Raw genomic sequence first — 12,356 nt, forward strand, 5'->3', positions numbered from 1 at the left:
AGATGACTTGGCAAATACTTACCAAGATACTTAAAGGGGTAAACTTTCCTGAAAACGGAAAGATTATCTCAATGTTCTAAACAACAAATAAGGCATAAAGCCTATCTTACCTTTCGGGAGCCGGATGCGGTAGCTCTGCATGTCCGGTTCTGAGGAGGGGCCTAATTGAGCGATTGGTTAGGTCTACTCACACAGGGACAATCATACTTCTAAATTCTTTAATCTTAACTATACACTTGTTATTTAATCTTAATGTTAAGGAAGCTTCAATTGTCTCTTCCAACACAATACCGCACTTATAACCGTTTTCGGTTTTAAATTCTTTTTGAACAACTTTACGCTTAGTAGGTTCAGAAAATATAAATTTTTCCTTACCGTTACTGTTAAAATCACTTCCTGGACCGACGACTTCTATTGTACCGGTTGTCACTTTATAAGCGCTTGAAAGGGTTTTAGCTCCAATCTTTGTACTATCTACCAGTTTTTTTCCGTATATTTTAGCCTTTTCTCTTTTAGAGGTAGGAGTATTAGGGGGCGTTTGCTCTAAAGGATCTACAGAATTAGTTGTCATCGACTGAGTGGGAGTACTCGTATTACCTCAAGACGAAGGATGCTTTGTTATATCAGTTATTTTACTTTCGGCATCAGTACCGAGTACTGCTATTTGTCCACTTCCTATCTTATAGGCGTTTTCTATAATTTTACTTCCTGTGACGGTAACTTTTACTGCCCCTTCTACTGCTGTATAACATGCATAACCAGCACATACTATAATAACTCCAAGCAATTCAGCATCATTATCACTATAATTAGCTTGTCTCCTACGATGCTCTTTGACAGCATAAATTTGTGCAGCATATTCCTCTTTTGTCCTTGACATAAAACGCCCTTCATTTAAACTAATAATAACAATTAATGTAAGATTTTCTATGATTAAGTCAATATAAATCTTTTATTATAAAGTAAAAAACCGAAAATTATTTATTAATAGATAGTTGATTGTAGTTAGAGAGATATTATAAATACGAGTTTAGAATAAGCACTTATCCTAAATTCGCCTTTGTTTGCTTTGAAAAGGTGTGAGTGAGTATTCACGGTTTTTTACTGTCACCTAGTTCAATTGACCACGGGAAGGTATTATTGCGTGGATAAAAAAACGCATTCGGTGTCATACCGTGGTTTGACCACGGTATTCATAAAAATAACTAGTACTAGTTGTTTTTATATTTTTACTGGATCCCGCGATCAAGTCGCGGGATGACAGGATAGAATTGTGTCTGCACAACAACACATGCTTGCAATGACGATTTGGTATCCACGCGGGAATGACATTGAAGCTATGAAATAAGCCCATTAACCTTGCGTAATGGCAGCTACTTCATCGGCAAAGTTTTTTTCTTCGTGTTCTATACCTTCACCAAGTTCGTATCTAATAAATTTGGCGATTTTAATTTCTGCACCGAGTTCTTTTTCAGCATTTTTAATTACTTCCGCAACGGTAAGTTTAGGTTCAAATAAGAAATTTTGCTGAAGCAATACAACTTCCGAGAAGAATTTACGTATTCTACCTTCTACCATTTTTTCTATAATATTATCAGGCTTTCCTTCTTCTTTAGATTTTTCAAAAAATACTTTTCTCTCACGCTCTACGAGTGCTTGATCCAAGCTTGAATCATCTATACTTTGCGGGTTATTTCCTGCTACATGAACAGCAATTTGTTTAGCTAAAGCTTCTAGTTTTGCTTTATCTTTTGCGTTAGACGCAAGACCTACTAATACGGAAATTTTTCCTAAATTCGGTACAACTTCATTATGCACGTATGAACCGATTGCTCCTTCAGATATCTCTAATATATCCATACGACGTAATGTTAAATTTTCACCGATTGTAGCGATATTTTCTATAATTTCTTCTTCAACTGATTTACCGCTTTGCATTTTAAATGTTTTTAGCGTGTCTATAGTTTTTGCAATTACTGCAAGATTTGCAATATCCTTAACTAGATCCTGAAACTGCTCATTTCTAGCAACAAAATCCGTTTCGGAATTTACTTCAATTACCACTCCGGTAAGCCCATCAACTTTTGCAGCCGTTAAACCTTCAGAAGCAATGCGTCCGGCTTTCTTTACAGCAGCAGCTAAACCTTTCTTACGAAGAAAATCAATAGCTTCTTCAAAATTACCGCTGGTTTCTATTAATGCTTTTTTGCAGTCCATCATACCTGCACCAGTTTTTTCTCTTAATTCTTTAACCGCTGCAGCACTTATATTTATTTCACTCATACCTTACTTTCTCCTTAATTATTATATTTGGCTTGGGTTGTAGCTCGAAGAACGACCTCGGTGTCACCCCGTGGCTTGCTCCTAGGATCCATAAAAACAATTTAAAATACTAATATTAGTATTTTAAGCTGGATCCCGCGATCAAGTCGCGGACAATGGAAAAGCCGATCCATGCAACAACACTTATGCATTATAAGAATTTTTATTTTCATCGGCATCATTTAATACTTGCTCAAATTCTGTATTTGTCTCTTCATCAATATTTTTCGTTTTAGAGAATTTTCTAGCTTGTTTTAATTTAGAAACATTTTTAGAAGTTAACGCCTTATCTGTATGCTCTTGCATAGCACCCATATCAACTCCTGAAGCTTTCATTGATTCTTCAAGTCCTTGTAATGCCGCATCTGCAAATAAACTACAATAAAGTCTTATTGATCTTATAGAATCATCATTACCCGGAATCGGATAATCTACATTATCAGGATTAGAATTAGTATCAACTACTGCAACTATAGGAACATTAAGCTTTACCGCTTCATTAATTGCGATATGCTCTTTATTAGTATCAATAACTACTAGAAGATCAGGTTTAGAATTAAGATTTCTAATACCGGCAAGAGATAGAAGTAATTTATCTTTCTTACGGCTCATATCGAGTATCTCTTTTTTAGTATAACCCATAAGGGCTTCTTCGTTTTCTAAGGTTTTGTCTAACTTATTTAGCTTTTCTATTGAACCCGCAATAGTTTTCCAGTTAGTTAGCATACCACCAAGCCATCTATGATTTACATAATACTGCCCGCATTTTTCGGCATACTCCGCTATAATATCGCTTGCCTGTATTTTAGTACTTACAAATAATATTTTACCGTCTTTTTTTACGGTTTCATATATTGCATTCAAAGCAACACTCATTAAAGCGACACTTTGTCTTAAATCGATTATATGAACATCATCACGTTCACCATATATATAAGATGCCATTTTAGGATTCCAACGTGAGGTCTTGTGACCGAAATGCACGCCCGCATCTAATAATGCTTTAATGTTAACAGATGGTATTTTTGACATTTTTAAATTCTCCTAATTGTTAGTTTATACCTCCGTAAGATGTCCATTCTAATGAACTAACATATATCTTACGTGTGAATTTTTTACTTAAGTTTTGGATAATCGTCATTGCGAGCAGCCGTAGGCTGCGTGGCAATCTCATCAAATATCCTGTGAGATTGCTTCGTCAATTATTACATAATTTCCTCGCAATGACGACTTACAAGCCTATAATTATATACGCATATTGCGTAATTTACAAGCTTTTATTCTTTTCGCCAAATAGTAGTACCATCAGGTTGATCTTCTAGAATTATTTTTTCCTCTAATAACTGGTTACGAATTTGATCGGCTAATAACCAATTTTTTTGTTTTTTTGCTTCCAAACGCTTATTTACAAGCTCATTTATATAGAGTTTATCCACACCGCTATTAAACCACTCGTGTGGAGTCTTATTCATTAAACCAATAAAATTAGCACAAGTAATAATAGCAGAGGCGTTAAGCTGCCTTTCTTCTTCAGTTTTAGAAATAAAAACAGCTTTAGCGTAGTCATTAATGATTTTAACGGCAAGCGGCGTATTTATATCATCAAGTAAGCTTTGCATGAAATCATGAGGTAAATCTATTTTCTGCACATTAATATTTTCTATAGCTCTATACCAATAATCTAAAGTTTTCTTAGCATCTTCTATAGCTTTATCATTATAATCAAGAGGACGCCTATAGTGACTACTTAATAAAAATAACCTTACTACTTCTCCTTGAATTTGTTTATTCATTAAATCCCTTACGGTAATAAAATTACCAAGAGATTTACTCATTTTCTCACCGTTAACCGTTAGAAACCCATTATGTACCCAATATTTAGCATAGGTAGAACTTGGAAAAGCACATCTACTTTGAGCAATCTCATTGGTATGATGCGGAAAGATTAAATCTGCTCCGCCGCCGTGAATATCAAAATTCTCACCTAAATATTTGTAGCTCATGGCTGAACATTCAATATGCCATCCAGGGCGACCAAGTCCCCAGGGGCTTTCAAAATTCATATTTGCCGATTCATTTTGCTTTGCCGGTTTCCATAATACAAAATCTTGTGGATTTTTTTTGGTTTTACTATTTTCTACATGCACTCCCTCAAACATTTCTTCTAAATTGCGGTTAGATAATTCCGTATAATTTGGCGCTGATAAAACATCAAAATAAACATGATTATCAGCAATATATGCGTGATCTTTTGCTATTAAGCGTTCTATTATTGCGATCATTACATCAATATGCTTTGTAGCTTTCGGCTCAATACTAGGTAGCATACAACCTAAATATGCCATATTTTTATGAAACTCTTTCGTAACTTTATCAGTCAACTCATCAATAGTAACACCAAGTAGTGCAGCTCTATCGATAATTTTATCGTCAACATCCGTAATGTTACGTACATATTTTACTGCCTTCTCACCGAATATTTTTATAACTATACGATAAAGTAAATCATATACTACTCCCGACCTACTATTGCCTATATGAGGATTATCATAAACAGTCGGTCCACATACATACATTTTTACGTTAGCTTGATCTTGAGGATTAAAAACCTCCTTAGTACGGCTCAGAGTGTTATATAAGTGAAATTGAATTTGCATATTTTATTTACCAAAAACTAAAGTATATTTCTTTCAAAAGTATTATTACATACTCCTTTTGAAAAAAGTTTAAAATTCGAAGTATACATTAGCGTGTGATATATTAAACACATTTTGGCTAGAAAATTCATTGGTTAACAAAAATTAGTAATTAATAGTTTACATAGGTTAACAAATATTATATAATTTGCCTCGTTTGTATTTAAAAAATAATAACTAATCGAGGTTTGAATGAATTTACAAAATTCCCACTCAAAAAAATATGTTTTAACTTTTTTCATGTCAACATGTTTGTTGACTAGTAGCTTTTTAAGTACAAGTGCTAGAGCGGCAAGCTTTAAAGATTTAGTTAGTAAAATCCCGGCATGGGAAAAGCACAATTCAACACAGCAACAAAATATTTGGAAAGATTTGACTCCAAATGAAAAAATCAAAAAATGGCAAGAAGCAGATTTAGTTCCTAGTTTTACTCAAGCACAAGATGATCTAGGAATAAAGTATAAGGAAACAGATTTATCAAGTTTGTTATATAATACTAGACATAAAGCAAGACAAGCAAGAGCTGAAATTTTATTATACATCGAAAGAGTAAAACAACAGGATTTTGATACAAAAAAACAAGAATATATTAATCAAGGTGTAGTTCCTACAGATATAGAAGCAGCAACAAATCTTGGAATAAGTTATGACCCTAGCAAAATAGACAATAATGTAGAACACAATCAAAAGGTACGTCGTGCAGAAAAAGACAAAAAAGCAATAATCGAACTATATATCAGCTCAATAAACAGAGATATTAAATACAAACATTATGTTGATAATGATATTATCCCTGAAATGCAAGAAGTAAGGACTGCTCTTAACATGAATAAAGATGATGCAGAATCTTTTGTTGCTTCAATAAGAACTGAAATTATGGAAAACGCAAAGGGACAATATATAGCCGATAGCCATATTCCTACAGAAAAAGAGTTAAAAAAGAGGTTTGGTATATCTCGTGATGATAATAGAGACGGCTATATTAAGTCAATAAGACTTAAAGTTATGGACAAAGAAAAGCCACAATATATAGCCGATAGCCATATTCCTACAGAAAAAGAGCTAGAGCAGAAATTTGGTGCTGATAAAGGTGAGGCAACAAACTATATCACATTAATAGCAACGCAGATGATGCTTGGTAAAAAATCGTACTATATAGATAATAATATTATCCCTAACGCTGACGAATTAATGAATGAATTTAAGATAGGGAAAGTAAAAGCAAATTCTTATATAGACCAAATAAGAGCCGGAATAGCAGCAAACCAGTTGCTACACAACAATGATACTAATAACCCATCTGCCGGACGTTCTCAAAAAAAGAGCGGAAACCAAAACGACCATAAGTATAGGTCAAATCAAGGTATAAATAATACAGGAACATCTTCAGGGATTTTCACGGGTAGAAAAAAGAAACAAAAATATTTTTTTGATCCTATAAGTACTTTTAAAAAGTACTTTAATACTAAAGAAAGTAAGGGTAATTTAACGCAGTCTCAACACAATCTAAATAGAATAATACAACAAGAAGAAAATATTGAAGACTTTAAAAATCTTATCAACACAGATCCTATAGCAGCATTAACTCTTCAAGTAGATAGTATTTATAAACAAGAAGCAGTAACGACTATCTTAAGTGATTTTAATGATGATACTATTCAAAGGGTATTATTTAGCAATGATAAGGGACAATTAGATTTCAATACCAATATTGACGTTAAAAATAGACCTATTTTAAAAGAATTATTAGAAAATAGTTCTTCTGAAGAAAAAACTAAATTTGCTGAAAGAATTCAAGACTATGCAACACGAAATATATCTAATAGTCAATTTGAAGAAAAGGCACGATTAGATCTTATCAAACTAGCAGCAAGTAAAGATAAGAGTTCAGTAGAAAACTTTTTAACTCTGCAATTAGAGTTAAAAAACAGAATGCAACCCTATATTGTAAAAAGTGTCTATATTTTAACACCAGAAATAGTAAAAGAAATAAATATAGAACTAAAAAATAAAGGGCTAATAAGAGATAGTTTAACTAAAGACGATATGATTAAACTAGCCAAAGAAGTAAATAACCACACATTAAATTCAGTAATTAAAGTAATATTATCTGATAGTACCATACTCAGCAATGAAACCAATAAAATTTTAGGGTTAGCAGTAGGTAATAATGCAAATAATTTAGAACAAACACAAAGCGGCATTCCGAATCCACCACCTCTACCGCTAAATGGAAGCATGCCACCCCTACCACCTCCCTTCAATTCTCAAGGTTTTAGTAGCAACTCTAACCATTTTGATTTAAATCAGTTACAAGCAGAATATCCTCACATACATGCATTATATATTCAGTTTACTAGCAATACTACTGTTCAATCAAAAGCACCACTTCAACCTACAGCCTCTAGTGCAACCAGCACAGACAGAAGCACACCAGAGACAGCTTATGCCAAACTATATGCAGAATATAGAACTGAGACAGGAGGTACAAAAGCTAATGATTTACAAGATCAGCTTATAAAAAGACAAGCTGATCTTACAAATGTTATACGTCAAATATTAACAGAATCATACGCCAACCAAGGAGCTGACGAGAAAACTCTTGTAAATTTATTTAGCATTTCAACCCCTGAAATCGCAGAAAAAGCTAAAGAAGCTTTTAACACCCTTGTTCAAGACCAGTATATAAAAGATATAACCGTAAATGGTAAGAAAACAATAACAAGCGAAGAGATAATTAAAAATCTTTTCAATGAAGACACTGATGATGCAGTAAAACGTATTTTATTATCGTCATGTAAAATATCTGAAGAATTAAAGAGACCTATTAAACTTGAATTCAATAAATCAGAATTGCTTAGAGAGTTACAGAGCAAACAAAATCTGTTTGAACAATTAGCATTTGCCTATACTAATGAAAAACACCTCGATCAAGATGTATTTGGCAATAGAGTCGACGAGTTAATTAAAAACCCTAATGTATTAACTATAGTACAACAAGCTAATTTTTTAATAACAGAAGATACAAACTTAAGAAAAATAATTAATTCTGATCAAGCACAGGATAAACTTGATCATTTAAGAACAGCTATTTTAAACACAATAAAATTTGAAGAATTAATTACAGCAAATTTACCTCACAATGAGTTTATTGCTATAGTAAAGGAAAAAGCCCCCGAATTATTAAAAGAGCTTTTAAAAGCTTCTACTATCAAACTAACAGGTAATAATAATTTAGATCAATTAAGATCAGCTTTGCCTTCATTTACAGACATGAGCAATGAACAAATAAGCATTCTTGCTAGTAAATTAAAGGGGCCTATAATATTAAAAGCTATTAAAGAGTGCTCGCAAGAAAAAGCTAAAAAACCCATCCATACCGGAAACATGCCACCACCACCACCGCCACTGCCTGATTCACAAGATTGGGAATTAGCTTATCTAAAAAGTTTAGGGATTACTCAATTCAATACAAATACATCTACTTTTAAAACAACTCCAAAAATTTATCACTTTAGCTCCGATATAGCTTTAAGATATAAAGAATTTACTTTATCAGGACAAAAATCAGCAGGACATAAAGCAAAATACTCCGATGCCGATTTATTAAAAAAAGCTATAGTGGAATCAGTAGCATTTGAGCATTCAAAAAATTTATCTAAAGCTCATCAAAATAATAAGTATTTTGAAAAAATCCAAGAAGCAGTCGACACTATGCACTCTAGCTTTATAGGTCCTAGAACTGAAATAGGACAAAAAATACATAATATTTATACTTCTAAACTTTTGGAATTAACAAAAGATAAAGAATTTATTAAATATGCTGAAGATAATATTATACTTAGCAAAAAATTAACGGAGGCGTTTACTTCCGCTCACTCTGATTTTATAGGTCCTAGAACTGAAATAGGGCAAGAAGTACATAATATTTATACACAGCAATTGACAAAATATCCAGAAGAAGCAGTAAAAGAGGCATTTAATACTGCTCATTCTGATTTTATAGGTCCTAGAACTGAAATAGGGCAAGAAGTACATAATATTTATACTTCTCAACTTTCAAAGTTAGCAAAAGATAAAGAATTGTTTCTATTTGTTCAACAAATACTAGTAGAGTCTACTGAACTAGAACAAAAATATGGTAGTGATATTCAATCAGAAAATAGTAACAATGAAAAGAAAATAGGACGTTTAAATTCGAAAAAATTACGATTATTCCAACAAGAAAACAAAGCTACAAATGACGAATCCTCAACAAAGGATGATACACAACCTGAAGATAGCAATAAAAAGTCAGAGCAATCTGATTCAAAGTCAGAGCAATCTGATTCAACAACCGCTTTATCACCGAGATTATTGAGTTCTAACGATAGCAAAAATGATAAATCATCAGATGACAAAAAATCACTTCTAGCATTAAGATCTAGTGATGAAGACGATGAAGGGTATGCAACTGATGAAGAAGAATTAGAAGAAAGCAATAGCACCACTGACGAAGAATTAAAAAAAGATATAGTTTTAGAAAGCGAAGATGAAGCTATCGATGTGTCATTCAAAACTGAAGCAATTACAGAACAAGATGAGGCGACACAGAGACAACAGGTATCTGGCGATACTAGTGGGAAAGTAGCAATATTAGTTAAGGCGACTTCAACTCTTCACAAACCTGTTCACTATAATATAAGTGATAGATTAAAGGTTACTGCAATAGGGGCCGGTGATGAAGAAACTAGTATAAACAGAGGGGTATGGATTAGCGGCTTATACGGCATCAACAAACAAAGCACTTGGAAGAATATTCCAAAATATCAAAATCGTACAACCGGCATAACTATCGGGACTGATGCTGAATTCATCAATAGTCATGATGTTATAGGAATAGCTTATAGCCGTTTGGAATCCCAAATTAAATATAATAAAAAACTAGGGAAAACAGTAGTTAACGGTCATCTTTTAAGCATTTACGGTCTAAAAGAACTAATTAAAGGTTTCTCATTGCAGGCTATAACATCTTACGGTCATAATTATATTAAGAATAGATCTAAAAGTATTAATAATATAATTGGAAAATATCAAAACAATAATTTAAGTTTTCAAACTTTATTAAATTATCAATATCGTACAAAATACGATTTACATTTTATTCCTAATATCGGTTTTCAATATGATTATTCAAGAGCTAGCAACTATAAAGAGTATAATGTAGATATAGAAAATCTCATGATTCAAAAGAAATCAAATCAATTATTTGAAAGTAGCCTTGGCGGTAAAATAGTGTTTAAGCCTATAGTAACCAAAAACAATATAGTATTAACACCAAGTTTGTATGGTAATATTGAGTATCACTTCAATAATAAAAATACAAAAGTTAATGCAAAAGCGACTTTTAAAGGACAAACATTACAAGAAACAATTATTACACTAAAACAACCTAAGCTTGGATATAATATCGGTAGTAATATACTTATGAGTAGAAAAAATATCAATGTTCTACTTGAGTATAATTATTATACGCATAGAAAGTATCAAAGCCATCAAGGACTTATTAAACTAAAAGTCAATTTGTAAATCACCAATAGAAAATTTAAATAAGGATAAGCTTTTCCTAAGAGCTTATCCTTTCTTAATGAATAAACTTATTAACCAAACTCCTGCATAGAATACTGGAGTATTACATATAGTAAAAAATAGTTTAAATGAATAGCTGTTAAGTACAAGATGACCTAATTGGTCAAAAGGAAAAATATTAAATAAGCTTATAATCCCAATTACAATAAAAGTATCGATAAATAAAGAAATTGCCGTACTAAAATTATTTCTTATCCATAAATATTTACCTTTAGTAATTTTACGTATCCATAAATAGATTAATATCAACAAGTTGAGCTATATAACAGGCAAATTCTAAACAAGATATTAGTAGCTTCCAATTTATCCATGAGACTTATTATTAAAACTACTATTATATTAAAAATAATAGCAAGCTTTACACAAAAATTGGCTCTTTCTTTACCGTAAAACTCAGCTATTAAATCCGTTAATAAAAAAGTTAACGGGTAAAAAATTGCTCCTATAGATAATTCAAGAATATAAAAATTAAAAATATTAAGGTAAACAAATTTTTGATATATTAAGTTTCCCTATTATAATAAGAACTGTAAAAAACATACATAAAATGATATAAGTTTTTTCTTTTATATTAAATTCTATAGACATTTCTAAAATTATTTTAGGTGCAAAAATATTGCTGTACTCTAATAATATATATTGGGAGTTCTGAAAACTATACTAAATTCTCTGATATCATGCCATTTATCCATAGGTGTTGTTACATGACTCCTGTTATGTCATTCCCGCAAAAGCAGGAATCCAGTACTTTTATCTGTCACCCCGTGGTCAAGCCATGGGGTGACACAGTGGTTTTTACCGACCCACACAACAATACCAACAACGGTAGACAATGACAAGTATGAGAGATATTACTAAGATAAAGCTGTAACTATTTAGCTATAGGTAAGCTATTTTCTGCTTGATTTTCTTCAATTTCATTAATCTTAGAAACTAAATCAGATTTCTTTTTTGAGGAAAGGTTAGCAAGTACTATTGCATTTATTAAAAATAATGTTGTAAGTATTATAGTACTTTTAGTAAGAAAATTACCGACTGTTTTAGCACTGACTACTCCCATATTATTACCGCCGCTTATACTACTAATTCCATCCGATCCGCTACGCTGCATCAGAATAACTATAATTAGCAATATTGCAATAGTAATATGTACAAAAAGAAGAATGTCTATCATATAATAAAATAATCGTTACCGTATAAATGTAAATCATACATTAGTTTTATATTATTTGCAACTTAGCTTTATAAAATAAACATACTACTATCTGACAGAAACTAGACTAAAATCAGCATATGAGTTTTTCAAGAAAGGTTAAAAACTCACAAAGTTTAGGATGTGTTATGGTGCTACTAGGGGGAATCGAACCCTCGACCTCTTCATTACCAATGAAGTGCTCTACCCCTGAGCTATAGTAGCACGATTATTTCAAACCCTTTTTGCCACATATTTGTCATAAAATCAAGAAAAATTTTGGAAATTCGTTTACTATTTACAAAAAAGCTCTTATCTTCATTCGCTCCACTTATATGTACCCCATCACAAGATGCTACTGTAGTTTCATTAGCATACATCCCAAATTCTTTCTGTAAATAATCACTTAAAATCTTTAGTGTTTTTTCTTTGATTTGGCATGCTAATATCATTTTATTATCTTGTACTAACTTGTGTAATTTGGGTATCTCTTCTACAGTAACAAGCCTCATTGCCAA

The 12,356-nt window shown here is 32.0% G+C and carries 7 protein-coding genes, 1 tRNA gene and 2 pseudogenes; 1 reads left to right on the top strand and 9 read right to left on the bottom strand.

Features of this window, described 5'->3' with window-relative positions:
* Positions 1 to 187 precede the first annotated feature (187 nt).
* The 5 genes from RAT170B_RS11785 to cysS form a co-directional block, all read right to left on the bottom strand.
* Positions 188 to 571, bottom strand: a complete 384-nt coding sequence (locus RAT170B_RS11785) for a hypothetical protein (protein ID WP_082068695.1) — start codon at positions 569 to 571, stop codon at positions 188 to 190.
* A 27-nt stretch (positions 572 to 598) separates the two neighbouring features.
* Positions 599 to 880: a hypothetical protein gene (locus tag RAT170B_RS06395; protein WP_045805919.1), complete on the bottom strand. Its 282-nt coding sequence runs from the start codon at positions 878 to 880 to the stop codon at positions 599 to 601.
* Between the two features lie 473 nt (positions 881 to 1,353).
* The gene (gene tsf, locus RAT170B_RS06400) at positions 1,354 to 2,283 is read right to left on the bottom strand and encodes a translation elongation factor Ts (RefSeq protein ID WP_045805920.1); all 930 of its coding nucleotides are present in this window, start codon (positions 2,281 to 2,283) and stop codon (positions 1,354 to 1,356) included.
* 183 nt (positions 2,284 to 2,466) lie between these two features.
* Positions 2,467 to 3,354 carry a 30S ribosomal protein S2 gene (gene rpsB / locus RAT170B_RS06405; RefSeq protein ID WP_045805921.1) on the bottom strand — a complete coding sequence of 296 codons (888 nt, stop codon included), beginning with the start codon at positions 3,352 to 3,354 and terminating at the stop codon, positions 2,467 to 2,469.
* 245 nt (positions 3,355 to 3,599) lie between these two features.
* Positions 3,600 to 4,979, bottom strand: a complete 1,380-nt coding sequence (gene cysS / locus RAT170B_RS06410; RefSeq protein ID WP_014013829.1) for a cysteine--tRNA ligase — start codon at positions 4,977 to 4,979, stop codon at positions 3,600 to 3,602.
* A 231-nt stretch (positions 4,980 to 5,210) separates the two neighbouring features.
* On the opposite strand from cysS, the gene RAT170B_RS06415 reads away from it, so the two are divergent.
* Positions 5,211 to 10,586: an autotransporter outer membrane beta-barrel domain-containing protein gene (locus tag RAT170B_RS06415; protein WP_186786303.1), complete on the top strand. Its 5,376-nt coding sequence runs from the start codon at positions 5,211 to 5,213 to the stop codon at positions 10,584 to 10,586.
* A 45-nt stretch (positions 10,587 to 10,631) separates the two neighbouring features.
* Here RAT170B_RS06415 and RAT170B_RS06420 read toward each other — a convergent pair.
* The 4 genes and pseudogenes from RAT170B_RS06420 to RAT170B_RS06435 all read right to left on the bottom strand — a co-directional run.
* A pseudogene (locus tag RAT170B_RS06420) lies at positions 10,632 to 11,234 on the bottom strand (queuosine precursor transporter).
* A 283-nt stretch (positions 11,235 to 11,517) separates the two neighbouring features.
* A complete protein-coding gene (gene secG / locus RAT170B_RS06425; RefSeq protein ID WP_004996773.1) occupies positions 11,518 to 11,820 on the bottom strand; it encodes a preprotein translocase subunit SecG in 303 nt (100 codons plus the stop codon).
* Between the two features lie 168 nt (positions 11,821 to 11,988).
* A tRNA-Thr gene (locus RAT170B_RS06430) sits at positions 11,989 to 12,063 on the bottom strand.
* Positions 12,064 to 12,152: 89 nt separating this feature from the next.
* Positions 12,153 to 12,356, bottom strand: a pseudogene (locus RAT170B_RS06435) (hypothetical protein); the annotation flags it as partial.

It is taken from the genome of Rickettsia argasii T170-B, from assembly GCF_000965185.1.
GTDB lineage: Bacteria > Pseudomonadota > Alphaproteobacteria > Rickettsiales > Rickettsiaceae > Rickettsia > Rickettsia rickettsii.